We start from the raw sequence: 24,462 nt of genomic DNA, 5'->3' as shown, positions 1-24,462 counted from the left end.
GACCGAGACCGCACCGTTGTCGCGGCGGAACCGGGCGGCCGACCGGCGGGTGCTGCTCACGGCATGACGTCACCCGAGTTCGGGCCGAGCGTCTGCCCGGTGTACAGGTCACCCGCCGGGGACGACGCGAGGAGCAGTGCGGTCGGCGCGACCTCGGCGGAGACCCCGAAGCGTCCGATCGGGAGCTCGGCGGCCTTGTCCGTCCGCCACTGCTGGGTCATCCGGTCCGTCATCGGGGAGACGATCGGGCCGGGTGCGATCGCGTTGACGAGCACACCCCGCCCGCTCCACTCGATCGCGGCGCTCTTCGTCAGCGCGATGACGCCGGCCTTCGCTGCCGCGTAGTGCGCGACCTCGGAACCGCCCTTGATCGCCAGCTGCGAGGCGAGGTTGATGATGCGCCCGTGCCCGTCGCGGAGCATCCGCCGACCGACTGCTCGCATCACCAGGAAGACCCCGGTCAGGTCGATCGCGATGACACGCGCCCAGTCCTCCGTGGTGAGTTCCTCGAGCGGCGCCTGCGAGAGCACGCCGGCGGCGTTCACCAGGACCTGGATCCCGCCGGACTCCTCGTCGACCGACGCCACGGCGGCCTCCACCTGGTCCTCGTCGGTGACGTCGAGCACGATGGTCCGGACGCCCAGCCGCTCGGCGAGGTCCGCCAGGCCGTCGGCGTCGAGGTCGGCGGCGACGACCCGCGCTCCTGCGGCGACGAAGGTCTCCACGATCGCGAGCCCGATGCCGCTCGCACCGCCCGTCACGAGCGCGGTCGTCCCGGTGAGGTCGAACACCGTCCGGTCTGGCATCAGTCGGCCATCAGGATCGTCAGGCCTCCGTCGACGACGAGTTCCTGCCCGGTGACGTAGCGCGCCTCGTGGCTGAGCAGGAACCGGATGGCCGCGGCGGCTTCGTCGGCGTGGCCGACACGACCCCACGGGATCCGAGCACCCGCGGCGGCGAGGCCCGCCGGACCGAGCGAGTTCTGGGCGTCCGAGGACTGCGGCGTCTCGATGAGCCCCGGGATGATGGTGTTCACCCGGATCCCACGCGGCGCGAGTTCGGCTGCCGCACTCCGGGCGAGGCCGATCACCGCCGCCTTGCACGCGGCGTAGTGGCTGTGCGCGACCCAGCCGTACACCCCGCCCGCGATCGACGAGACGGCCACCATCGACCCGCCCCGGTCGAGGTGTCGGGCGCCGGCCCGGAGCGTGCGCATCACACCGTGCAGGTCCACCTGCAGGATGTCGTCCCACGCCGCGTCGGTCATGGTGTCGAGCGGCTGCCGACGGAGCACCCCCGCTCCCGCCACGACGTGGTCGACGCGCCCCCAGCGGTCGACGGCCGCCTGGAACACGGCGTCGACGTCCTCGGTGCTGCGGACGTCCGCGGTGACCGTCAGCGCGCTGCCACCGGCCGCCTCGACGGCGTCGACGACGGGTGCGGGATCGTGCGGGTCACCCGCGAAGACGGGGATGACGATGTTCGCGCCGTACTCGGCGAGCTGCACCGCGAGGGCCGCGCCGATCCCGCTCGCGGCGCCGGTGATGACGACCACGCTCCCCGAGAACTCGGAGTACACGCCTGCCGGTGTCGTGGCGCTCAATGCTCGATCACCGCCACGCGCTTCGTCGCGAGCATGATCAGGCCGGAGAGGACCATGCCGCCCGCACCGACGATGAGGGCTGCCGGGCCGAGCCCGATGCTCCCGGCGACGAGGGCCGTCAGCACCGCCGAGCCGATGATGGTGCCGGGCTGTCCCATCGCGGTGACGAACGCGGACCCGGTCGCGCGGCAGCTCGAGTCGAAGCACTCCGCCTGCAGGAAGAGCAGCGACGCGTACGGTCCGAGCAGGAAGAACAGCGTCAGCATGTAGGTGACCAGGACGTAGCCGAAGTCGTCCGGCCCGAGCACGAAGAGGGTCCAGCACACACCGGCGAGCACCCAGCCCACGACGATCGTGGTCTTGCGGCCGATGATGTCGCCGAGCCAGCCGTGGAACAGGTAGCCGGCGGCGCCGACCACGTTGGACAGCACGATGATGAGTAGCGACATGCTCGGGTCGACACCCTTGACGCCCTCGAGCATCGTCGTCCCGAGCACGCTCGTGGTGGTGATGCCGAAGTAGTTCACGATCCAGGCGATCGAGAGCACGACGGTGTTGCGTGCGTACCGTCGGCCGAAGATCGCCCGCAGCGGGTTCGGACCCTCGTCGACGATGCCGAAGCGGGCGGCGACCTCGGTGGCCTCCTCGGTGCGACCGGACTTCCGCAGCTGCCGCAGGTACGTGTTCAGACGGTGCTGCGGCGTCTCCTTGATGCCCTTGCGCAGGAACAGCACGAACAGCGCCGGGACGGTGGCGATGAGGAACGCGAGCCGCCAGGACTCCTGTCCGAACAGCCCGTTGATCCCGGCGATGAACGCGGCCGCGAGGAGCGCGCCGATCGGCCACCCGGTCTGGACGAGGCTGTAGAAGAAGCCGCGACGCTTCTTGACGCCCTCGAGCTCGGTGAGCGCGAAGACCTCGTTGAGGTAGGTGGAGTTGACGGACTGCTCGGCCATCCCGAAGCCGCTCAGGGCCCGGAAACCGACGAGCGAGGCGACCCCCGTCGATGCCGCCGTCAGCAGCGAGGACAGGGCCGCGCCGCCGATCGTGATCATCATGCCCCGGCGCCGACCGAGTCGGTCCACGAACAGACCGACGAGGACGACGACGACGAAGACCCCGACGCTCACGAGGGTGTTCGCCAGCAGGGCGGTCTGCTCGTTCCACCCGAAGTCCTCGGCGATGCGGGGGAGGAGCGTGCCGAACATGATGAAGTCGTAGACGGCGAGGGTCCAGGCGAAGAACGCCAGCGTCGCGCCGCGCTTGGTCTCCTTCGGCCCGATCGTCGGGAACGTCCCGGTGGCGAGCTCGAGGTCCTCGGGCTCGTGGATGGTCGTGGTGGACATGGTCTTCCTCTCGGTACGGCGGTGCGGCGCTGCGACGGTGTCGCGGCGCGGGCTGACGGGCGGAGGCGGAGCGTCGGTGCGGTCAGGGGTGTCCGGTCGGGGACGAGCCCCGGCCGTGGGCGTCGAACGCCGCGTGGATGCGGTCGTCCGGGGCGTCGAGGGCGAGCAGCGCGGCCAGCAGGAGGCGCGCCTTGAGGCCGTCGAGGGTGCCGGCGGGGACGAGTCCGGCGCCGAGCAGGTCGATCTCGCCGCCCGCGAAGCCGTACGTCGTCGTGAGCGTCGCGCCGGCGCCGGTCCGCGACGCCAGCACGACCGGCATCTGCGCGGCGAGTGCGCGGACGGCATCGACCGTGCGCTCGGCGACGTGCCCGCCACCGAAGCCCTCGATGACCGCGCCGCGGTACCCGAGTCCGTCCAGGGTCGACAGGACCCGGCCGTCGTCAGCGAGGGTGACCCGCTGCAGGGCCACCGGGGGCAGCGGGGCGACGCGTGTGGTGAGCGCGGGTACTCGGGCCGCCGGAGCGTGGAAGACGGGCGAGCCCTCGGTGACCCGTCCGAGCGGACCGGAACCCGGAGAGGTGAAGGCGCCGGTCGACGAGGTGTGCGTCTTGCGGACCGCCCTGGCGGCGTGCACCTCGTCGTCGAGCACGACGAGGACACCGCGTCCCGCTGCTGCCGGTGCCGCGGCCACGTTCACGGCCGCCAGCAGGTTCGCCGGACCGTCCGCACCGGGCGAGGAGGCGTGGCGCATCGCTCCGGTGACGACGAGGGGCTCTGAGCGGTCCCACGCGAGGTCGAGCAGGTACGCGGTCTCCTCGATGGTGTCCGTGCCCTGCGACAGCACGACGCCCGAGGCTCCGGAGCCGACGGCGTCCCGCGCGGCGTCGAGCGCGCGCTGCACGTCGTCGAAGTCGAGCGAGGGAGAGGGCACCATGCCGAGCTGGCGGGCCTCGACCCGTGCGACCTGCGCGATGGCCGGCACACCGGCGAGGAGGTCACGGGCTGCGATCCGCGGGACGGCGCCGGAGCCGCGCGGATCGCCGGAACCGCGCGGATCGCCCGAGGTGACGCTCGCGATGGTCCCACCGAGGGCGAGGTACACGATCCGCGGGAGCGTGGGGTCCGTCACGGCCGGGTGTCCCTTCGTCGATCGACCGCGCGGGCGAGGCTGCGGTGTTCCCAGTCGGTGTCGTCCCGCGGGTCGGCCCTGCGGACGCGGGTCGCGACGGCCGACCAGTCGGTGCGCCCGGCTCCGACCTGTTCGACCGCGTCCAGGACGCCGTCGACGCCCTGCGCCACGACGCGCTTGCCGGTCGGCCCGACGATCACGAGCCGGACGGTGCCCGGGACCTCGTGGACACGGATCCGGTCGTCCGCGAAGAGCCGGGTCGCCCAGGCGGCCAGCCGGAGCTGCGCCCGCTTGCGCGCGGCCGGGGAGTCCTCGACACCGGCGGCGTACCAGTCACGGTTCCCGCCGTTGCCGCCACATCCGCCGCACATCAGGACTCGCGTGGACGCTCGGGCTGCGCGAACGGGAAGCGGACGCGGAAGTCGTCGGCGATCTCGTTCATCGTGACGAACCGGACGCCCTCGTGGCCCCTGATGTACTCGATGAGCCGCTCGATCATGAGCAGGACCTGCGGGCGCCCGGAGACGTCGGGGTGGATCGTGATCGGGAAGACGGCGTAGTCGAGTTCGCGGTACACCCAGTCGAACTGGTCCTTCCACATCTGCTCGACGTCGCGCGGGTTGACGAAGCCGTGGCTGTTCGGGCTCGACTTGATGAACATCATCGGGGGCAGGTCGTCGACGTACCAGTTCGCCGCGATCTCGACGAGGTCGATCTCGCTCCCGTGGACGAGCGGCGTCATCCACGTGTGCGGGTCCTGCGAGTAGTCGATCGGTGTCCACTGGTCGCCGACGATCGAGTAGTAGGGGACGAAGTCCTTGTGCTGCTGACTGTGGTCGTAGCTGAACCCGAACTTCTCCAGGAGTGTGGGCGTGTAGCTGCTCAGTTCCCACCACGGAGCGACGTAGCCCGTCGGCTGCCGACCCGTGAGCCGGGTGATCAGCTCGACCGAGCGCTCCATCACCGCGTCCTCCTGCGCCTCGGTCATCGCCACCGGGTTCTCGTGGCTGTACCCGTGCGCACCGATCTCGTGGCCGGCGTCGAACAGGGCCTTGCACTCGTCCGGGAAGGTCTCGAGCGAGTGGCCGGGGATGAACCAGGTCGCTGCGATGTCGGCGCGGTCGAACACCTTCTGCAGACGCGGCACACCGGTGCGCCCCGCGAAGATCCCGCGCTGGATGTCCGAGGGGGAATCCGCCCCGCCGTAGGAGCCGAGCCAGCCCGCGACCGCGTCGATGTCGACGCCGAAGGACACGAAGATCTCTTTCACCATGGGACACCGTCTCTCATCGTTGCTGCAATTCGTGCAATCGTTTGCATTGCCCGGAATCCTGACACCCGACTGTTTCGACCGACGTCCAGCCGTGTAACCAGTGTGTTTCGGATCCTCCGGGCCGTCGTCGGTCGAGGTGCTCGCAAACGTTCGCGCCGCACGGTGTCACGACGATCCGTCACCTAGACTCGACGGATGGGCAGTGCAGGCGACGACCCGGCCGGACACGGTCAGCAGGATCGTCGTGGTGACGTGAACCTCCAGGCCATCGCCGCGCTCGCCGGCGTGCACGTCTCGACGGCGTCGCGCGTGCTCCGACAGGCGGAGCCGACCAAGGGGTGGAGCGACTCGGCGCAGCGGGTGATCGCGGCGGCGGCCGAGCTCGGGTACCGCCCCAACCGGATCGCAGCGTCGCTCCGGACCCGGCGGTCGAACACCATCGGCGTCGTGATGCCGCGGCTCGCCGACACGGTCATCGCGACGATCTGCCAGTCCGTCGAGTCGGCTGCCCGCTCCGCCGGGTACCAGCTCCTGCTCACGACGCCCCCGGACGACATGGGCGCGCAGCTGGACGCGGTCGACTTCCTGCTCTCCCGACAGGTCGACGGCCTCATCGTCAGTTCGCTCCACCTGTCGTCCCCGAACCCGCGGCTGACGGACCTCCCCGTGCCGGTCATCGCGACGAACCGCCACCCCGGGGACTGGATGCCCGCGGTGGTCGGTGACGACGTCGAGGGCGGCCGGATGGCCACGGAACACCTGCTCGCGTTGGGGCACCGCCGCATCGGCGTCATCGCCGGTCCGCGCCACGCCAGCACCGCCGTGGAGCGGGTGGCCGGGTTCCGTCTGGCACACGAGCGACGGGACGTCGTCGTCGACGACGCGCTCGTCGTCCACAGCGACTTCGAGGTCGAGGGAGGCGTCGTCGGCGCGCACACGCTGCTCTCGCTGTCGGACCCGCCGACCGCGATCTTCGCCGTCAACGACACCGCGGCGATCGGCGTGATGGGCGCTGCACGGCAACGCGGCCTCCGCGTGCCCGACGACCTGTCGATCGTCGGCTACAACGACATCTCCGTCGTGGCGCAGCTGCCCACACCCATGACGACCGTGCACTCACCGACCGCCCTGATGGGCACCGTGGCCGTGGAGCGACTGCTCGCGGCGATCGGCGACGGGACACTGCAGGGTGCGACGCTCCCGGTCTCGCTCGTCGTGCGGTCGTCGACCGGGCATCCGGCGGGCTGACCCGGCACAGGGCACCCGGACCGGACCACGCGAGCGGGCGCCAGAGCGGCGGACGCTGGCCCACCCGCCGGGTACCCGGGCGGGGTCGCGGTATCGTCGCGGCATGGCAGAGCATCGACGCGGAGCGAACCTCCCGTCGATCGGCGGGTTCAACCGCACCGTGGTCCTCGACGCCGTCCGCCGCTCGCCCGACGGCCTGAGCCGCGTCGAGCTCGCCGCCCGCACCGGCCTGAGTGCGCAGACCGTGTCGAACGTCACCCGGTTCCTGATCGATGCCGGGATGATCGTCGAGTCCGGCACCGTCGTCTCGGGCCGCGGCAAGCCCCGCACCATCCTGCGGCTCGAGCCCGGCAGCCGGTACGCGGTCGGCGTGCACGTCGACCCGGCCGTCGTCACCTACGTGCTGCTCGACCTCGCCGGCACCGTCGTCGCTGCGTCCACGACCTCGACCCCCACCGCCGACGACCCGTCCCAGGTGGTGCGCACCATCGCCTCGGCCGTCGACGGGCTCGTCGCCGACGCCGGGGTGGCCGTCGACAGCGTGCTCGGCGTCGGGATCGCGAGCCCCGGACCCATCGACGTCGAGGCGGGCATCGTGGTCGACCCGCCGTTCCTGCCGCGGTGGCGGGACGTGCCCCTGCGCGACGCGCTCGCCGAGGCCACGGGCTACCCGGTGCTGCTCGAGAAGGACGTCACGGCCGCCGCGGTCGGTGAGATGTTCCTGGCGGGGGAGTCCTCGGCCCGCAACTTCGCGTTCGTGTACTTCGGCACCGGGTTCGGCGTCGGGCTCGTCGTCGACCACGAACCCGTGCGCGGGGTGGGGTCGAACGCGGGCGACGCCGGACACATCATGGTCGACCAGGGGCCGCTCGCGGGCACCCCGGACGGCTCGGGCACGCGTGGCGAGGTCGGCGCTGCCGTCGCGCCCGACCGGCTGGTGCGGGTCGCGCGGTCGCGGGGCCTGGCGTTGTCCGGCGGCGGCGTGAGCGCCGAGGCCGTCGCCGCCGACGGCACCGAGGCCGGCGCCACCGACGCCACGGACAGCGGCGCCACCGACGTCGACGCCGTGGACGCCGCGTGGGACGAACTCGCAACGGCGATCGCTGGCGGGGACGACACCGCCGTCACGCTCGCGGCCGATGCCGGCACCGTCATGGGCAACGCCGTCGTCCTCATCGTCAACCTGCTCGACATCGACCGCGTGGTGTTCGGCGGCCCGTTCTGGTCGCGCATCGCGAGTGCGGCGCTGCCCGCGGCGCGTGCAGCCATCGTCGGGTCGCCGCTGCTCGTGCCGAAGCACCCGGTGCAGGTGGTCGAGAGTGACCGCGGTGCCGACGTCGCCGCCGTGGGTGCCGCCTGCCTGGTGCTCGACGCCGCGCTCTCGCCGCGGGCCAGCACCCTGCTCATCCGGCGCTGACGACCCCGGCAACGAGACGGGCCCGATCCGTGGGCACCGCCCCGGCCCGCTACGCTGCGGTCCGACGCACCCGCCGTGGGTGCGGGGACGACGGGGGACACATGACGGACAGCGGCACGGACAGTACGGACAGCACGGACAGCACCGACGGCACGATGGATCCGCGGTGGGCGAGGGTGCGCCCGCTCGTCTTCCGCACGATCATCGGCGCGGTCGTCGCCGCCGGGCTCGTCGGGATCGCCGCGGTGCTCCTCGGCGACTTCGGCATGGTCGCGGTCCAGCTGCTCCTGACGATCGTCGTGGTGGTCGTCTTCGCGTTGCTGTCCTGGTACGACGCCGACGTGTCGTCCCGGCGGTCGGGCATCTTCGCGTTCGCGAGCATCGCAACGTCGATGTACCTGCTCGTCGCCGGCCTGTACAAGGTGTGGATCGTGCCGACGGGGCCGGACGGTGACGGCATCTGGTACGTCCTGGAGCACTTCTGGCACTGGATCTGGCTCGTCGGCGTCGCCCGGGTGGCGCTCCTGCACGTCCACCTGCTGCTCGTGATCCACCGCCGCTACCCGACGCCCGTCCTGCAGGTCGTCGCGAAGACCACCGTCGGCGTCATCGCCCTGCTCGCGCTGCTGCTCTCGATCCCGCTGCTCGCGCCGGACGTCGACTACGCGCGGGGCTACTGGCGGCTCGTCTGGGTGGTGGTGATCCTCGACCTGCTCGGCACCGTCGTGGTGCCCCTCAGCAACGCGCTGTTCCGGCCCCGAGCGCCCCGGTCATCGGCGACGTGGCCGGTGCCCGACCAGCAGCCGGCGTGGGGTGCGACGCCGACGCCCGCCGCTCCGGAGCCCGAGGCTGCCGTGCCCGAAGCGCCCGCGCCGCCCGCGCCCGCACCTGCACTGCACCCTGAGCTCGCCCCGGCACCGACGCCCGAGCCCGGCACGGTCGTCGCGTCCGACGGCCGTCGGTACGCGGCCCGTCCGACGGCCTCCCGCGCGCTGGCCTGGCCCCGCTACGTCGACGGCACGCCCCTGCCCGCGCTGCCCGACGGGACGCCCGACTTCTCGGAGGTCACCGAGCGCTGACACCCCGGGCAACGAGTGTGCAGAAGACGTCGGGTTCGCCGTGCGGACCCGGCGTCTTCTGCGCACCGGGTGCGGTGGGCTGTGCCCACGGCGGACGGGAGGCGCGGTGCGGGCCCGCCCCGAGCCTCCAGGCCGACACGTCGCGCGTCCAGCGCGCCGGGCGCGACCTGGGACACCGCCCGTTCACCGGGCGGCCACCGGCCGGTCGCGTGGATGCTGAACAGTCGTGCAGGTCTTCAGCCCGATCGCCCCCGAGAAGGACCCTGCATGCGCGCTCCTGCCCTGCGCCCACCCACACTCCGCATCGGCGCGGCCGTCGCGACTGCCCTGGTCGTCGCCGCCGGTGTCGTCACCGCCAGCCCGGCCCTCGCCGCCGTCGGTGACGACGACCCGTCCGTCGGTGCCGTCGCCGCGAACGGCCTCGTCGTCAACGAGGTCGAGTCGAACGCCGACGACACCGATTGGGTGGAGCTCGAGAACACCTCGGACGCCGCGATCGACCTGACCGGGTACGCGTTCCTCGACTCCGACAACTCGCACGACGCGTACGTGCTCCCCAGCGGCTCGACGATCGCCGCCGGCGGGTACTTCGTCGTCGACCAGCTGTCCGCGACCGCCCCCGGCTTCGACTTCGGGCTCGGTGGTGCCGACACTGCGCGCCTCTACGACCCTGCCGGCGACCTGGTGCTCCGGTACGCCTGGACGACCCACGCGGGTGTCACCTACGGCCGCTGCGCCGACGGTGTCGGGCCGCTCGTGGACACCACGGCGTCGACCAAGGGGGCTGCGAACGACTGCTCCTCACCCGTGCGGATCAACGAGGTCGAGTCGCAGGACGGCACCCCCGGCGACTGGGTGGAGCTGACCAACACCGGCAGCACCACCGTCGACCTGGGCGGGTACGTCCTGCGCGACAACGACGACGACCACGCGTACACGATCCCCGCGGGCACGACCGTCGCGGCCGGGGGCTTCACCGTCCTCGACGAGGCGGCGTTCGGCTTCGGACTCGGCAAGGCGGACTCCGCGCGGCTGTTCGACGCCCGCGGTGCGGTCGTCGACTCGACCTCGTGGACGGCGCACGCGACCACGACGTACGGCCGCAACCCCGACGGCACCGGGGACTTCGCCGAGACGGCAGCACCCACGAAGGGTGCGGCGAACCGGTTCGCCGGCGTCGTCACCGCCGAGGCCTGGCCCGGCGGCCCGGACGAGACCGTGCTCGACGACGAGGACACCTTCACCGGTGACCTGAGCGGCCTCGACTGGACGACCTCGACGACCTCGCGGGACGGGCAGCTCTGGGCCGTGCAGAACGGCGACGGCCTGCTCTACCACCTGACCTCGGACGGCGCGGGCGGCTGGGCGCCGTCGAACGCTGCGGGCACCGACCTGCGCTACGCCGACGGCACGGGCACTCCGGATGCCGAGGGTGTGACCGTCACGAGCGACGACCCCGACGCCGTCTACGTGTCGACCGAGCGCAACAACGACGTGTCGAGCACGAGCCGCCCGTCGGTCCTGCGCTACGCCACGACCGACGGCTCCGAGGCCACCCTGCGGGCCACCGACGAGTGGAACCTCGCCGCGGACTTCCCCGGGCTCGGCGCGAACGCCGGGCTCGAGGGCGTCACCTGGATCCCGGACACCTGGCTCACCGCGCACGGCTTCACCGACGAGCGCACCGGCGCCGCCTACGCACCGTCGAGCTACGCCGGACACGGCGAGGGGCTGTTCTTCGTCGGAGTCGAGGGCACTGCGAGCGTGTACGCCTACGCCCTGATGGACGACGGGTCCTCGGTGCGCATCGCCACGATCGCGACCTCGCTCGCCGTCGTCGCCGACGTGCAGTTCGACCCGACGCTCGACGCGCTCTGGGTGGTCTGCGACGAGGTGTGCTCCGGCCGGACCGCGCTGTACGAGGTGACCGACGGGGCCTTCAGCGCCTCGACGCTGTACGAGGCACCCTCGGCCGCCGACCGCACGCTCGCCAACGAGGGCTTCGCGATCTCGGGCATCTGCACCGACGGGGAGCGCGCGACCTTCTCCGCCGACGACAACGACACGGACGGGTTCTCGCTCCGGACGGGGACGTACCCGTGCGAGGGCGGCGACAGCGATCCGGGCACGGAGCCCACGCCGACGCCGATCCCGTCTCCGGGCGACGGCGGCACGACGCCGACCCCGACGCCGACTCCGGGTGGGACGCCCACCGCGGTCCCGACCCCTGGTCCGTCGGCTGCGCCGGTCGCCCCGGTGGCGCCGTCGGAGTCGGTGTTGACGGAGGCGAACCGTGGTGGGGTCTCGGCTCCGGCGTCGGCTCGTGCGGGGGAGACCATCACGGTGACGGTGGGTACTGCGTCTGCCGGTGACACGGTGAACGTGTGGCTGTTCTCGACTCCGAGGTTGATCGGCACGGCCGTGGTCGCTGCTGACGGGACGGTCCGGGTGACGATCCCTGCCGACACGGTGGCTGGTGCGCATCGTCTGGCGGTGACGGCTGCGGACGGCACGCTGATCGGGTGGACCCCGATCACGATCACCGCGGACGGGCAGCTCGCGTTCACGGGCGCCGCAGGGACGGGTGCCGGAGCGCTGGTGGCGTTCCTGCTGCTCGCGGCGGGTGCGGGTGTGCTGGTCGTGCGTCGCCGCAGGACGGCTGCGGCTGCGGAGTAGTCCCCACGCCCCACGTCGGGGCGATGAGTGTGCAGAAGACGTCGGGTTCGCGGTGCGGACCCGACGTCATCTGCTCACCATGCGCGGTGGGAGCGACCGCGCGACGGACGGGAGGCGCGGTGCGGGGCCGCCCCGCGCCTCCAGGCCGGTGGGTGGCTGCGGTCAGTCCGCCGACCCGTGCATGGTCTGGGTGTCGTCCTGACCGGGGATGGCGTCCTTCGTGGTCCAGCCGTACCAGCGGCCGTCGATCTCGGTGACCGCGCGACCGTCGCCGCAGGTGACGAGGCCCTTGGTCGGAAGACGCTCCGGCAGGAAGTCGGCGGTCATCGCCGTGCCGCCGTATGACGTGTCGAGCGGGGTGCAGGCGTCCACGTCCACGCCGTCCTTCGAGGCGAACCCGATGACGTACCCGGGCTGCGAGACGTGGAGGCGGACGTCGATGTCCTTCGCGTCCTTCGGCACCCACTTCGGCATGAAGAAGGCCAGGTCCTCGGACTCCCCGGAGTGCGGGGCGTCGGAGTACGTGTCGAAGTGCTTCTGCGGCGTCTTGTTCGGCACCATGTCCTGGATCGCGCTGCAGCCGGCGGTCAGCAGCAGGGCGGACACCGCAGCCGTGGTGGCGAGGGCGATCCGGAGGGTGCGGCGAGCGGTGGTGGGGCGCGTGTCGGTGCTCATGGATCCAGTCTCACGACGGACGCGTCGCTGAAACATCACGTGCGCACCCGGATGTGGTCGGGGGTTACCCCCACCCGCCACGCCGGGCCACCCGTCGGTGATCGGCCCGCGCACCCCGTCGTGACGCCGCAGTATCGTCGGGGCATGCAGCAGGAGATCCTCCGGTACACCGCGTTCGCCGCCGAGCCGGGCGGCGGCAACCCCGCAGGGCTCGTGCTCGACGCGGCCGGACTGTCCGACGACCAGATGCTCGCGGTCGCCCGGCAGGTCGGGTACCCCGAGACCGCATTCGTCGTGGGTGCGACGGCGACCGGGCCGCGGGTCCGCTACTTCTCGCCGAGCGCCGAGGTGCCGTTCTGCGGGCACGCCACCGTCGCGCTGGCCGTCGCGCTGGCCGAGCGCGAGGGGCCGGGCCGCCGGGTGTTCACGACCCTGGCCGGCGAGGTCACGCTCGATGCCACCGTCGGTGCGGACGGCTCGGTGCTGGTCGCGATGACGAGCGTCGAGCCGGCGACACGGGACATCGACCCGGTTCTGCTGGTGCGGCTGTTCGACCTGCTCGGGCTCTCGGCCGCGGACATCGCTCCGGGGTTCCCGGTGCTGGAGTCCTTCGCCGGCAACTGGCACCCGGTGCTCGTGCTGCACGACTACGAGCTGTTCCACCAGTTCCGGTTCGCGCCGGGGCCCCTGGCCGAGCTCAAGCGCGAGGCCGGCTGGGCGGGGACCGTCACGGTGCTGCACCGCACCGGCGAGCGGGAGTACGAGGCGCGCAACCTGTTCCCCGCCGGACGCATCACCGAGGACCCGGCGACGGGATCGGCAGCGGCGTCGACCGGGGCGTACCTGCGGCAGATCGGTGCAGCGCATCCGGGCGACCGCGTCACGATCCGGCAGGGGCGACACGTCGGGCGTCCGAGTCTGCTGCTCGTGGACGTGCCCGAGGCCGGCGGGATCACGGTGACGGGGAGCGCGACCCCGATCTCCTGACGGACGTTCCTTCCCAGGACGCACGCGATGGGAAGCGGAATCGGGCGTACCTGGTCGAAACTTCCGACCCGGTACGCCCGATTCGACCCGGCACGCCCGAATCCGCCAGGCAACCACTTGACACGGTTAAGTCAATACGGTGGACTAATCCTGCGCGCGGGCGATGGTGCCCGCGGACATCACCCGTGCAAAGGAGCACCGATGAAACGCACCCGCATCATCGCCGGACTCGCAGTTGTGGCCGTGGCCGCAGTCGGTCTGGCTGGCTGCTCGAGCTCGGGGTCCGCCTCGAGCGACACGATCAAGATCGCGTACCAGAAGTTCGGCGCCTTCCAGCAGCTCGACGCCCAGATGAAGGTCGTCAAGAAGCAGTACGAGAAGGACAACCCCGGCAAGAAGGTCACCCTCGTGCCCATCCAGGCGCAGGGCAACGACTACTACACCAAGCTCGCGCTCATGAACAAGGCGCCGGCCACCGCCCCGGACGTCATGTACGAGGACACGTTCCTCGTCAAGGCCGATGCCGAGGCGGGCTACCTGCTGCCACTCGACAAGTACACGGACAAGTGGGACGAGTGGGACCAGTTCTTCGACAACGCCAAGCAGGCCGGGCAGGGTGACGACGGCAAGATCTACGGCGTCCCCATGGGCACCGACACCCGAGCCCTCTGGTACAACAAGGACATCTTCAAGAAGGCCGGGCTCGACGTCCCGTGGAAGCCGAAGACGTGGGACGACGTGCTCGCGGCGGCGAAGACCATCAAGGAGAAGCAGCCCGACGTCATCCCGTTCAACATCTACTCGGGCAAGGCGCAGGGCGAGGCCTCGACCATGCAGGGCTTCGAGATGCTCCTGTACGGCGCCGACGGCTCCGGCAACACCCTGTACAAGGACAAGAAGTGGGTCACCGGCTCGAAGCAGTTCGAGGACTCGCTCAAGTTCGTGAAGGACGTCTACCAGGGCGGCCTCGGCCCGACACCACAGCAGGCGCTCGACACGAACGTCGGCACGACCATCGCCCAGACGTGGCTGCCGAAGGGCAAGCTCGCGATCGACCTGGACGGTTCGTGGCAGTCCGGCACGTGGCTGAAGTCCGGCACCGCGCCGTGGCCCGAGTGGAACGACGTGATGGGCCAGGCACCCATGCCGACCCAGAACGGGCAGGCTCCCGGCTACAACTCGATGTCCGGCGGCTGGACCCTGGCGGTCGGCGCGAAGTCGAAGAACCCGCAGGCGGCGTTCGACTTCATCACGAGCTTCCTCGACAAGGACGGCTCGCTCAAGTACGACACCGAGAACAGCCAGATCGCCGTCCGGAAGGACGTCGCGGACGACCCGGAGTACACGGCGGCGAACCCGACGTTCAAGTTCTTCTCGGGACTGGTGGAGAACACCAACTTCCGCCCGGCGACGAGTGACTACTCGCAGGTGTCCAACGCGATCCAGGTCGCGATGGAAGCGGTCATGACCGGTCAGCAGTCGCCGAAGGACGCGGCTGCCGCCTACGACAAGGCCGTCACGCAGGTGGTCGGCAAGGAGAACACCGTCTCCGCTGGTTGACGGTCCGTCACCCACTGACGGACGGGAGGCGCGGGGCGGTCCCGCACCGCGCCTCTCCCAACCGCACGGCCGACGCGCCGCTCCGCAAGCTCCGCGGCGCGTCGGAACCGGCGGTCGGGGCCCAGTCCGTCCTTCCCCACCTTCGGAACCCCTCCGCACCCGGAAGGCACCCATCGTGTCCAGCACCCCCCTCGCGCCGACGCTGTCGGCGCCCGGTGCGCCGAAGCGCACCGATCCACCCGTGCCGCGCAAGCGGCGACCACTGCGGAACGTCGGACGAGCCGTCCCGCTCCTGCCCGCCCTGGTCCTGCTCGTCATCTTCCTGCTCGGTCCGGTCATCTCGTCGTTCTACGGGTCGTTCACCAACTCGGCCCTGACCGGTGCGAGTGCGGCCGACCAGCAGTTCGTCGGCTTCCAGAACTACGTCGAGCTGTTCCAGGACCCGGACTTCCCGAAGTCCGTGATCCTGACCATCGTCTTCCTGCTGGCCTCGGCCGTGGTGGGGCAGAACGTGCTCGGGCTCGGCCTGGCGCTGCTGATGCGCTCGGCGAACAAGGCCGTGCGGGCGATCGTCGGCACCTTCGTGGTGGCGGCGTGGGTCCTGCCCGAGATCGTGGCGTCCTTCGCGGCGTACGCGTTCTTCAACGACGAGGGGACGCTCAACACGTTCCTCGCGTCCATCGGGATCACCGGCGCGAACTGGCTCTACACGTACCCGATGCTCGCCGTGATCCTGGCGAACATCTGGCGCGGCACCGCGTTCTCGATGCTCGTCTACTCGGCCGCCGTGCAGGAGGTCCCCGAGGAGATCACCGAGTCCGCCGAGGTCGACGGCGCCACCGGCTGGCAGCGGCTCGTCTACATCACGCTCCCGGTGATCCGCCGGAGCATCTCGACGAACCTCATGCTCACGACGCTGCAGACCCTGTCGGTCTTCACGCTGATCTTCGTGATGACCGGCGGCGGCCCGGGCACGAACTCGTCGACCCTGCCGATCCTGGCGTACCAGGAGGCGTTCAAGTTCTCGCAGCTCGGCTTCGGGACCGCGATCGCGACCATCCTGCTCGTGGTGGGGGCGGTCTTCTCGATCATCTACATCCGAGCCCTCAAGCCGGAGGTGGACTGATGGCCATGACAGCCCCGTCCCTGGACCAGACCACGACCCGATCGGTGACCGCACCGGGGTCGATGCACATGACCTCGCCGCGCGGCCGCACCATGCGGTGGGTGTCGAACGTCGTGCTGCTCGTCATCGCGGTGTGCTTCGCGGTGCCGCTGCTCTGGCTCGTGCTCGCCTCGTTCGACACCCAGGCGTCGCTGTCGGTGAAGCTGCCGTCGCAGTTCACGCTCGACAACTTCGCCAAGGTGCTCACCCCCGAGCTGTCGTTCATCCCGCTCGCGAACAGTCTGCTGCTCTCCGGCGGCACCGCGGTCGTCACCGTGGTGTTCGCCCTGCTGGCCGCGTACCCGCTGTCCCGCTACAAGATGCGCGTCAACAAGCCGTTCCTGTACAGCATCCTGTTCGGCACCGGCCTGCCGATCACCGCGATGATGGTGCCCGTCTACGCGCTGTTCGTGTCGCTCAACCTGATCGACAACGTGTGGGGCTGCATCTTCTTCCTCGCCGCCACCAGCTTGCCGATGGCGATCTGGATGGCGAAGAACTTCATGGACTCGGTGCCGATCTCGCTCGAAGAGGCGGCGTGGACCGACGGCGCCTCGATGCTCACCACCCTGACCCGCATCGTGATCCCGCTCATGCGTCCGGGCATCGCGGTCGTGTTCATCTTCGTGTTCATCCAGGCGTGGGGGAACTTCTTCGTCCCGTTCGTCCTGCTGCTCTCGCCCGAGAAGGTGCCCGCCGCGGTGAGCATCTTCAACTTCTTCGGGCAGAACGGGGCGGTGGCGTACGGCCAGCTCGCCGCGTTCTCGATCGTCTACTCCGTGCCCGTCATCGCCCTCTACGTGATCGTGTCCCGAGGCCTCGGCGGCGGCAACGCCCTCGCCGGTGGCATCAAGGGCTGACGCCGGCCCCCACCCCCGCAAGACACCGGTGTTCGCGCGTCGAACACCCGCGAACCGCGGTTCGATCCGCGAACACCGGTGTTCCGCGAACCAGAAAGGAAGCACATGCACCAGGACGAACCGCTCGTCGAGGCCCGGATCGCCCGCCTCGTGCGCGACCGTGTCGACCCCGCCGTCCTCCGTCGCTCGGCGCCGGTGACGATCGAGGCGTGGGAGGTGCCGGGCGAACCGGTGCCGTTCGACGCCGCCGTGGGCGAGACGTACACACCGTTCACGGTGGGGTCGCACTGGGGCGGGCGCCCGTGGGGCACGACGTGGTTCCGGGTGACCGGTACCGTGCCGGCGGACTTCGGCACCGCGCAGGGGACCACCGCCGAGCTCCTCGTCGACCTGGGGTTCACCAAGCGGCAGCCCGGGTTCCAGGCCGAGGGACTCGCGTTCCGCGCCGACGGCTCCACGATCAAGGCGATCGAGCCGCGGAACGACACCGTGCCGCTCGAGGTCGGCCCGGGGGAGTCCTTCGAGCTCTGGATCGAGGCCGGGGCGAACCCCGACATCGGCGGCGACTCGTTCCAGGGGGCGACGCCGCTCGGCTCGCGCTCCACCGCCGGCGACGACCCCATCTACCGCCTGAAGGCCCTGGAGGTCGTCGAGCGGGATGACACCGTGTGGGAACTGCAGCAGGACCTCTGGGTGCTGCGCGGGCTGATGGCCGAGCTCCCCACCGACGGCACCCGCGGCGCCGACATCCTGCGCGCGCTCGAACGGGCCGCCGACGCCCTGGACCCGGACGACGTCGCCGGTACCGCCGCGGACGCCCGGCAGGTCCTGGCGCCCGTGCTCGCCGTCCCCGCCAGCCCCGCCGCCCACCGTGCCATCGCCGTCGGGCACGCCCACATCGACTCCGCCTGGCTGTGGCCCGTGCGCGAGACGAAGCGCAAGTGCGCCAGGACGTTCTCGAACGTGCTCGACCTGATGGACCGCGACCCCGACTTCACCTTCGCCTGCTCGTCCGCCCAGCAGTACGCGTGGATCCGCGACGAGTACCCCGAGGTCTTCGCGCGCATCAAGCAGCGCGTCGCCGAGGGCCGGTGGATCCCCGTCGGCGGCATGTGGGTCGAGTCGGACACCAACCTGCCCGGCGGTGAGGCCCTGGCCCGCCAGTTCGTCGCCGGCAAGCGCTTCTTCCTCGAGGAGTTCGGCATCGACACCCCCGAGGCCTGGCTCCCCGACTCGTTCGGCTACTCGGGCGCCCTGCCCCAGATCGTCCGCGCCGCCGGCTCGAAGTGGTTCGTCACCCAGAAGCCGTCGTGGAACGAGACGAACGTCATCCCGCACACCTCGTTCCACTGGGAGGGCATCGACGGCTCACGCGTCCTGACGCACCTGCCCCCGGCCGACACCTACAACTCCGACGTCTCACCTGCCGACCTGCGCCGCGGCGAACGGAACAACAAGGAGCGCGGCACCGCCAACACGTCGATGCTGCTGTACGGCTTCGGCGACGGTGGTGGCGGTCCCACCCGCGAGATGGTCGGTGCCGCACACCGCCAGCACGACCTCGACGGGTCGCCGCACGTGACCCTCGGCACGCCCGCCGAGGTGTTCGAGCAGCTCGAAGCCGAACTGCCGACGCCCGGGGTCTGGTCGGGGGAGATGTACCTGGAGTTCCACCGCGGCACCTACACGTCGCAGATCCGCACGAAGCAGGGCAACCGCCGCTCCGAGCACCTGCTGCGCGAAGCCGAGCTCTGGGCAGCGACGGCGGCCGTCCGGCTCGGCAGCGAGTACCCGTACGCCGAACTCGAGGACGCCTGGCACACCGTCCTGCTGCAGCAGTTCCACGACATCCTGCCGGGGTCCTCGATCGCGTGGGTGTACGAGAACGCCGAGGAGCAGTACGCCCGGGTCGCCGAGGTGCTCGAGGGGCTGATCGGGAGCGCGACGACGGCGCTCGCCGCAGGCGGGAGCGGTGCCGCTGCCGGCGCAGCCGACGACACCGCGTCGGTCGTGCGCTTCAACGCCTCGCCGGTCGCGGCGGGAGAGGTGACCGCCCTTGCAGGTTCGGTCGTCCACGCGCCGCGACCCGTGCCTCCCGTCCGGGCAGGCGACCGCTTCGTCTTCGACACCGGCGTCGTCACCGCGACCATCGACGCAGCCGGCCACGTCGTGTCGTTCGTCGACTCCGCGACCGGACGCGACGCGATCGCGCCAGGCGCGGCGGCGGCCGAGTACACGGTGTTCCGCGACACCCCGAACCAGTGGGAGGCCTGGGACATCGACCGCGCGTACCAGCGCAACGGCACGGTGCTGTCGGCGTCGTCGGTCGCGATCGCAGGCGACGCGCTCGTGGTCGAGCGGTCCTTCGGATCGTCGACGCTCACCACGCGCTACTCGGCGGTGCAGGGCGAACCGGAGCTGACCGTCGAGACCGAGGTCGACTGGCACGAGCACCAGAAGCTGCTGAAGCTCGCGTTCCCGATCGACGTGCTCGCGTCGTCGGCCTCGAGCGAGATCCAGTTCGGGCACATCGACCGGCCGACGCACCAGAACACCTCGTGGGACCACGCCCGGTTCGAGACGTCGGCGCACCGCTGGGTGCACGTCGCGGAGCCGGGGTTCGGGGTGGCCGTGGCCAACGACTCGACCTACGGCCACGACATCACGCGTGAGACCCGGGCGGACGGCGGGACCACCACGCTCGTACGGGAGTCGCTGCTGCGCGGACCGACGTTCCCGGACCCGAACGCCGACCAGGGGCACCACGTGTTCCGGACGGTGCTGCGGATCGGGGCCTCGGTGCTCGACGCCGCAGACTCCGGGTACCGGCTGAACCTGCCGGTGCGGAGCGTCCCCGGGTCGACCCCGATCGAGCCGCTCGTCACGGTCTCGTCGCCGCAGGTGTTCGTCGAGGCCGTCAAGCTCGCCGAGGACCGCTCCGGCGACGTCGTCGTGCGGCTGTACGAGGGGCTCGGGGGCCGGGCGACGGACGTCGGGGTGGCCTTCGGGTTCGACGTCGAGTCGGTGTCGCAGGTCGACCTGCTCGAGCGGCCGCTGGAGCGCTCGTGGTCGGCCGGTCAAGCAGTCGCGTTGACCCTGCGTCCGTTCGAGATCGTGACGCTGCGCGTGCGTCGGGCCTGAGGCAGCGGGCCCGGCGCACTGCTGGGAGGGACCGCGGCGCCGGACGGGACACGGGTGCGTTCCGTTCGGCGCCGTGTTGTGCGCGGGGCTGGCCGGGTGGAATCGGGGCTGGCCGGGTGGCGGGGCTGGCCGGGTGGAATCGGGCGTGGCTGGTCGAATCGGGCGTCCCTGGTCGGAACTTCCGGCCAGGTACGCCCGATCCCGCTTGGCATCGCGCCCGTTCTGGGAAGGAACGTCATCCCTCCACAACCGCCCAGGCCTGGAGGCCCGTCCACAGTTCGCGACATCGGCCCGCTGGGCGCGTGGCCGGTCCGGCATCGTCACGTGCATGAACGAGTCGCTGCCCATCCTCCGAGCCTCATCCACGCGCGAAGCCGGCTTCGACGCCACCACCCTGCGCCGCCGAACCCGTCTGCAGGGCGCCGGCCGTCTGATCCGGGTCGGCCCCAACGCCTTCGTAGACGGTGCCGCGTGGGACGCCGCGGGGCCTCGGCAGCGGTACGTCACACGCGTGTTCGCGCGGCTCGGTCGGCTCGGCACCCGCGCGACGGCGTCGCACCTGTCCGCCGCGGCCGTGCACGGGCTCCCGGCGCTCGGCGGGTGGGACGTCCCGGTGCACGCGACGGTTCCGGAGTCGATGTACCGGGGCCGGAGCGCCGACCTGGTCCTGCACACGAGACCCGTCGCTCGCGTCGAACGGGTCGCCGTCGGGGGGATCGCCGTCACCTCCGTTCCCCGGACCGTCGTCGACGTGGCGATGACCGGCGATCTGCGGGCGGGCGTCGTCATCGCGGACGCGGCGTTGCGACGTGGGTTCGACGTCGGCGACCTCCGACGAGCGGTTCCCCCGAAGGCCCGAGCGCGTGCCGTCGCCCGGCAGGCGCTCGAGCTGGCCGACGGTCGTTCCGGGTCGCCAGCCGAGTCACTCGCGCGGGTCGTGTTCCGGGAGCTCGGGCTCCCGGACCCGGTGCTGCAGCAGGAGTTCGTCGTCGACGGCCGCCGTTCCGCCGTCGACTTCTGGTTCCCCGACCACGGGGTCGTCGTCGAGATCGACGGACGGGCGAAATGCTCCCAGGAACGCTACCTGGGCGGCCGGAGCCCGACCGAGGTGTTCCTCGACGAGAAGCGGCGGCACGGTCGGTTGCTCACCGTGCCGGGAGTCCGCACGATCGTCCGGCTCGAGTGGCGTGACCTGTTCGACCTCGACGCGCTGGTGGTGCGACTCCGGGCAGCAGGACTCCCGTGCGCGGTCCGCCCGGTCCGGAGCGCTCGGCGCCGCGTGGGGTGACCTCGTCGCACCGGTGAACCGGCACAGCACGCTCTGGCTAGCGTGGCGGCATGGCAGTGCAGGAGATCTGGCTCGTCCGTCACGGCGAATCGGTCGCGAACGTCGCAGCGGCTCGGGCCGAGGCAGCGGGGGACGACGTCATCGACGTCGAGTTCCGCGACGCCGACGTCCCGCTCAGCCCGCTCGGCGCCGCCCAGTCACGTGCTCTCGGGCAGGAGCTCGCCGACCGCGGGATGGACGACGTCCCCGTCGCGCTCTGGGTGTCGCCGTACCTCCGCGCACAGCAGACCATCGCCATCGCGCTTGAGGCAGCCGGGCTCGCCGAACCCCGCAAGCGTGTGGACGAGCGCCTGCGCGACCGCGAACTCGGCGTCCTCGACCTGTTGACCCTGCAGGGCGTCCGCAACCGGTACCCGGACGAGGAACGCCGCCGGCAGTGGCTCGGCAAGTACTACCACCGGCCCGCGGGCGGGGAGTCGTGGGCGGACGTGATGCTCCGGCTCCGGACGCTCCTGGGTGACCTCGAGCGAGTCGACGGTGTCGAGCGCCTGGTGATCGCCGCACACGACGCCGTGGTGATGCTCGCCGTCGCGGTGTGCCTCGACCTCGACGAGCCGGCACTCATGGAGTTCGCCCACACCCACGCGGTCGCCAACGCCTCCCTCACCCGACTCCGACGCGACGGCGCCGGGTCGCCGTGGGTCCTCGAGGAGTTCTCCTCGGTCGGACACCTGGACGACGACGAGGTCACCGAGCACACCGGCCGGAAGGACGACGAACATGTCCACTGAACCCGTCACCCCGAACTTCCTGCGGGACTGGCCGCTGCCAGAACCCGGTGCCGGCAAGTACGGCCGCGGGCAGGTGCTCGTCATCGGGGGTGCGGCTCGCACCCCGGGAGCCGCGCTGCTCTCGGCGCTCGCCGCACTCCGCGTCGGCGCCGGTCGCCTCACCCTGGCCGTCGGCCGGAGCGTCGCGAACGAGGTCGCGGTCGCCGTGCCCGAGTCCGGGGTCGAGCCCCTCGACGAGGACGAGGACGGGCACATCGCCGTCGGCGCGATCGAGGGCATCGCGGACAGCGCCTCGAGCGCCGATGCCGTGTTGGTCGGCCCGGGACTCGACGAACCGGACGGTTCCCGTGACCTCGTGGCCGGACTCGCCGACGTCGTCGGTCCGCGGACCACCGTCGTGCTCGACGCCTTCGCCCTCGGTGTCGCCGCCGACGTGCGGGACCGCCTCGAACCGCTGCGTGGACGGCTCGTGATGACGCCGAACTCCGGCGAGGCAGAACGCCTGCTCGGTCGGGAGTGCAGCGACGACGGCGTGGCCGACGCCGTCGCGATCGCGAACCGGTTCGGTGCGGTCGTCGCCCTCGGTGACGCCATCGCGACACCGCACGGTCGTGCGTGGCTCAAGGGCACCGGCTCGGGTGGTCTCGGCACCAGCGGGAGCGGGGACGTGCTGTCCGGCGCGGTCACCGGGCTGCTCGCCCGCGGTGCCGATCCGGCACAGGCCGTGGCGTGGGCGTCGTACGTGCACGCTGCCGCCGGTGACCGGCTCGCGGTGCAGGTCGGACCACTCGGCTACCTGGCGAGCGAACTCGTGACCGAGATCCCGCGGGTCCTCGTCGAACTCGGAGCCTGAGCGCGCTCGGAACGGCCCGCGGGACCGTCGTCGTGAACCGCATCCGCGCCTCCAGGCCTGGTGCGGGCGCGACCCTGCGCCCAGAACGAGCAATGCGTACAGCCGCACCCGCTGTTCCGCCGTCGTTCACCACCGGAGCACGGGCCGGAAACCGGCTGCGTCCACGATCGACCAGAACCCGGACACCCGGTCTGGCGCAGCACCCTCTCCCACCCGAAAGGCCCACCCGTGCAGCACAAGCGCACCCTGGCCGGCATCGCCCTGGCCGCCGCCGCAGTCGTCACCCTCGCCGGATGCTCCTCGACGAGCTCCGCCAGCACGAGCAAGGGCGACGCCGACTGGAAGACCACCAACAGCGCCCAGTCCGCCGGCGGCATGGACGCCCTGGTCAAGGCCGCCAAGGCCGAGGGCCAGCTCAACGTCATCACGCTCCCGCCGACGTGGGCCAACTACGGCAAGATCATCGACGGCTTCACCAAGAAGTACGGCATCAAGATCAACTCCGCGAACCCGAACGGCTCCAGCGCCGACGAGGTGGCAGCGGTCAAGTCGCAGAAGGGCCAGTCCACCGCCCCCGACGTGCTCGACCTCGGCAACGCCGTGCTGCAGGAGAACCTCGACCTGTTCGCCGACTACAAGGTCGCGAACTGGGACGACATCCCCACCAACCTGAAGGACAAGGACGGCGCCTGGACGCGCGACTACACCGGCCTGATGTCGATCGGGTACGACTCGTCGAAGATCTCCGACGCCCCGAAGGACATGACGGACCTGCTCGGTTCCGAGTACAAGGGCAAGGTCTCGATCGGCGGCGACCCGACGCAGGCCAACCAGGCCGCGTCCGCGGTGTACCTGGCGGCGCTGGAGAACGGCGGCTCGGCCGACGACATCACCAAGGGCGTCGACTTCTTCGGCAAGCTCAAGCAGGCCGGCAACTTCCAGAACGTGCTGCCGACGCAGGCCACCGTCGCCTCGGGTGAGACCCCGGTCGTCGTCCAGTGGTCGTACAACAACCTGGCCTGGGGTCCCGCCGCCGGCGGCTCGGGCAACAAGGACTGGAAGACCGTCGTCCCGAAGGGGCAGGCGCTCGGCTCGTACTACTCGCAGGCCATCAACAAGGACGCCCCGCACCCCGCGGCCGCCCGCTTGTGGGAGGAGTACATCGCCAGCCCCGAGGTCCAGAACCTGTACCTGCAGGCCGGCGCCTTCCCGTCCACCCTCGCCGCGCTGACGAAGTCGGGCAAGGTCGACCAGGACGCCCTCGACGCTGCCGGTGGTGCGCCGAAGGACTACGTCGAGCTGACCGACGCGCAGGTCGCCGCCGCCGCGAAGGTGCTCAAGGCCAAGTGGTCCTCGACGATGGGGTCCTGA

Annotated in this window: 20 protein-coding genes; 13 read left to right on the top strand and 7 right to left on the bottom strand. The window is 71.3% G+C overall.

Going from position 1 to position 24,462, the window contains the following annotated elements:
• Positions 1-56: 56 nt before the first annotated feature.
• The 6 genes from MXD64_RS16230 to MXD64_RS16205 form a co-directional block, all read right to left on the bottom strand.
• Positions 57-806, bottom strand: a complete 750-nt coding sequence (locus tag MXD64_RS16230) for an SDR family NAD(P)-dependent oxidoreductase (protein ID WP_042539809.1) — start codon at positions 804-806, stop codon at positions 57-59.
• Positions 806-1,603, bottom strand: coding sequence for an SDR family NAD(P)-dependent oxidoreductase (locus MXD64_RS16225; protein WP_231564095.1), 798 nt, complete (start codon positions 1,601-1,603; stop codon positions 806-808). The genes MXD64_RS16230 and MXD64_RS16225 overlap by 1 nt, the downstream gene beginning before the upstream one ends.
• Positions 1,600-2,949, bottom strand: a complete 1,350-nt coding sequence (locus MXD64_RS16220; protein WP_082046967.1) for an MFS transporter — start codon at positions 2,947-2,949, stop codon at positions 1,600-1,602. The genes MXD64_RS16225 and MXD64_RS16220 overlap by 4 nt, the downstream gene beginning before the upstream one ends.
• A gap of 82 nt (positions 2,950-3,031) precedes the next feature.
• Complete coding sequence (locus MXD64_RS16215; RefSeq protein ID WP_263136805.1) at positions 3,032-4,078, bottom strand: asparaginase; 1,047 nt, start codon at positions 4,076-4,078, stop codon at positions 3,032-3,034.
• Positions 4,075-4,449, bottom strand: coding sequence for a hypothetical protein (locus MXD64_RS16210; RefSeq protein ID WP_017888139.1), 375 nt, complete (start codon positions 4,447-4,449; stop codon positions 4,075-4,077). The genes MXD64_RS16215 and MXD64_RS16210 overlap by 4 nt, the downstream gene beginning before the upstream one ends.
• Positions 4,449-5,351: a polysaccharide deacetylase family protein gene (locus tag MXD64_RS16205; protein WP_017888138.1), complete on the bottom strand. Its 903-nt coding sequence runs from the start codon at positions 5,349-5,351 to the stop codon at positions 4,449-4,451. Before MXD64_RS16205 ends, MXD64_RS16210 begins: the two co-directional genes overlap by 1 nt.
• Before the next feature lie 195 nt (positions 5,352-5,546).
• Here MXD64_RS16205 and MXD64_RS16200 point away from each other — a divergent pair, with 195 nt between their 5' ends.
• From MXD64_RS16200 to MXD64_RS16185, 4 genes are all read left to right on the top strand, one after another.
• Complete coding sequence (locus tag MXD64_RS16200; RefSeq protein ID WP_017888137.1) at positions 5,547-6,599, top strand: LacI family DNA-binding transcriptional regulator; 1,053 nt, start codon at positions 5,547-5,549, stop codon at positions 6,597-6,599.
• Between the two features lie 103 nt (positions 6,600-6,702).
• Positions 6,703-8,016 carry an ROK family transcriptional regulator gene (locus tag MXD64_RS16195; protein WP_263136804.1) on the top strand — a complete coding sequence of 438 codons (1,314 nt, stop codon included), beginning with the start codon at positions 6,703-6,705 and terminating at the stop codon, positions 8,014-8,016.
• 101 nt (positions 8,017-8,117) lie between these two features.
• A complete protein-coding gene (locus MXD64_RS16190; RefSeq protein WP_156463879.1) occupies positions 8,118-9,095 on the top strand; it encodes a hypothetical protein in 978 nt (325 codons plus the stop codon).
• Between the two features lie 267 nt (positions 9,096-9,362).
• On the top strand, positions 9,363-11,771 hold the full coding sequence (locus tag MXD64_RS16185) for a lamin tail domain-containing protein (protein WP_263136803.1): 2,409 nt from the start codon (positions 9,363-9,365) through the stop codon (positions 11,769-11,771).
• A 162-nt stretch (positions 11,772-11,933) separates the two neighbouring features.
• Here MXD64_RS16185 and MXD64_RS16180 read toward each other — a convergent pair whose 3' ends face one another.
• A complete protein-coding gene (locus MXD64_RS16180) occupies positions 11,934-12,446 on the bottom strand; it encodes a hypothetical protein (RefSeq protein WP_071250230.1) in 513 nt (170 codons plus the stop codon).
• 144 nt (positions 12,447-12,590) lie between these two features.
• Between MXD64_RS16180 and MXD64_RS16175 the strand changes: the two genes are divergently transcribed.
• From MXD64_RS16175 to MXD64_RS16135, 9 genes are all read left to right on the top strand, one after another.
• Positions 12,591-13,433: a PhzF family phenazine biosynthesis protein gene (locus MXD64_RS16175; RefSeq protein WP_140448521.1), complete on the top strand. Its 843-nt coding sequence runs from the start codon at positions 12,591-12,593 to the stop codon at positions 13,431-13,433.
• 201 nt (positions 13,434-13,634) lie between these two features.
• A complete protein-coding gene (locus MXD64_RS16170; protein ID WP_263136802.1) occupies positions 13,635-14,993 on the top strand; it encodes an extracellular solute-binding protein in 1,359 nt (452 codons plus the stop codon).
• Positions 14,994-15,168: 175 nt separating this feature from the next.
• Positions 15,169-16,119 carry a carbohydrate ABC transporter permease gene (locus MXD64_RS16165; RefSeq protein ID WP_017888131.1) on the top strand — a complete coding sequence of 317 codons (951 nt, stop codon included), beginning with the start codon at positions 15,169-15,171 and terminating at the stop codon, positions 16,117-16,119.
• Between the two features lie 5 nt (positions 16,120-16,124).
• Positions 16,125-17,018: a carbohydrate ABC transporter permease gene (locus tag MXD64_RS16160; protein ID WP_371830315.1), complete on the top strand. Its 894-nt coding sequence runs from the start codon at positions 16,125-16,127 to the stop codon at positions 17,016-17,018.
• Between the two features lie 105 nt (positions 17,019-17,123).
• Complete coding sequence (locus MXD64_RS16155) at positions 17,124-20,159, top strand: alpha-mannosidase (RefSeq protein ID WP_263136801.1); 3,036 nt, start codon at positions 17,124-17,126, stop codon at positions 20,157-20,159.
• A 328-nt stretch (positions 20,160-20,487) separates the two neighbouring features.
• Positions 20,488-21,447 carry a hypothetical protein gene (locus tag MXD64_RS16150; protein ID WP_263136800.1) on the top strand — a complete coding sequence of 320 codons (960 nt, stop codon included), beginning with the start codon at positions 20,488-20,490 and terminating at the stop codon, positions 21,445-21,447.
• Positions 21,448-21,497: 50 nt separating this feature from the next.
• Positions 21,498-22,238 carry a histidine phosphatase family protein gene (locus MXD64_RS16145; RefSeq protein WP_042539822.1) on the top strand — a complete coding sequence of 247 codons (741 nt, stop codon included), beginning with the start codon at positions 21,498-21,500 and terminating at the stop codon, positions 22,236-22,238.
• Positions 22,228-23,091 (top strand): NAD(P)H-hydrate dehydratase, encoded by an 864-nt coding sequence (locus MXD64_RS16140; RefSeq protein ID WP_214518621.1) that lies wholly within the window; start codon positions 22,228-22,230, stop codon positions 23,089-23,091. Before MXD64_RS16145 ends, MXD64_RS16140 begins: the two co-directional genes overlap by 11 nt.
• Positions 23,092-23,319: 228 nt before the next feature.
• Complete coding sequence (locus MXD64_RS16135) at positions 23,320-24,462, top strand: ABC transporter substrate-binding protein (protein WP_262118083.1); 1,143 nt, start codon at positions 23,320-23,322, stop codon at positions 24,460-24,462.

It is taken from the genome of Curtobacterium sp. Arg-1, from assembly GCF_025643395.1.
GTDB classification, from domain to species: Bacteria; Actinomycetota; Actinomycetes; order Actinomycetales; family Microbacteriaceae; genus Curtobacterium; species Curtobacterium poinsettiae.
This window is presented reverse-complemented; position numbering and strand designations above follow the sequence as displayed.

Bases quoted from the DNA above. Each gene is read 5' to 3' on its own strand.
- MXD64_RS16210 (WP_017888139.1), bottom strand. From the start codon at position 4,449: ATGTGCGGCGGATGTGGCGGCAACGGCGGGAACCGTGACTGGTACGCC.
- MXD64_RS16150 (WP_263136800.1), top strand. From the start codon at position 20,488: ATGAACGAGTCGCTGCCCATCCTCCGAGCCTCATCCACGCGCGAAGCC.
- MXD64_RS16185 (WP_263136803.1), top strand. From the start codon at position 9,363: ATGCGCGCTCCTGCCCTGCGCCCACCCACACTCCGCATCGGCGCGGCC.
- MXD64_RS16180 (WP_071250230.1), bottom strand. From the start codon at position 12,446: ATGAGCACCGACACGCGCCCCACCACCGCTCGCCGCACCCTCCGGATC.
- MXD64_RS16175 (WP_140448521.1), top strand. From the start codon at position 12,591: ATGCAGCAGGAGATCCTCCGGTACACCGCGTTCGCCGCCGAGCCGGGC.
- MXD64_RS16195 (WP_263136804.1), top strand. From the start codon at position 6,703: ATGGCAGAGCATCGACGCGGAGCGAACCTCCCGTCGATCGGCGGGTTC.
- MXD64_RS16170 (WP_263136802.1), top strand. From the start codon at position 13,635: ATGAAACGCACCCGCATCATCGCCGGACTCGCAGTTGTGGCCGTGGCC.
- MXD64_RS16140 (WP_214518621.1), top strand. From the start codon at position 22,228: ATGTCCACTGAACCCGTCACCCCGAACTTCCTGCGGGACTGGCCGCTG.
- MXD64_RS16200 (WP_017888137.1), top strand. From the start codon at position 5,547: ATGGGCAGTGCAGGCGACGACCCGGCCGGACACGGTCAGCAGGATCGT.
- MXD64_RS16160 (WP_371830315.1), top strand. From the start codon at position 16,125: ATGACAGCCCCGTCCCTGGACCAGACCACGACCCGATCGGTGACCGCA.
- MXD64_RS16230 (WP_042539809.1), bottom strand. From the start codon at position 806: ATGCCAGACCGGACGGTGTTCGACCTCACCGGGACGACCGCGCTCGTG.
- MXD64_RS16205 (WP_017888138.1), bottom strand. From the start codon at position 5,351: ATGGTGAAAGAGATCTTCGTGTCCTTCGGCGTCGACATCGACGCGGTC.
- MXD64_RS16190 (WP_156463879.1), top strand. From the start codon at position 8,118: ATGACGGACAGCGGCACGGACAGTACGGACAGCACGGACAGCACCGAC.
- MXD64_RS16155 (WP_263136801.1), top strand. From the start codon at position 17,124: ATGCACCAGGACGAACCGCTCGTCGAGGCCCGGATCGCCCGCCTCGTG.
- MXD64_RS16145 (WP_042539822.1), top strand. From the start codon at position 21,498: ATGGCAGTGCAGGAGATCTGGCTCGTCCGTCACGGCGAATCGGTCGCG.
- MXD64_RS16220 (WP_082046967.1), bottom strand. From the start codon at position 2,949: ATGTCCACCACGACCATCCACGAGCCCGAGGACCTCGAGCTCGCCACC.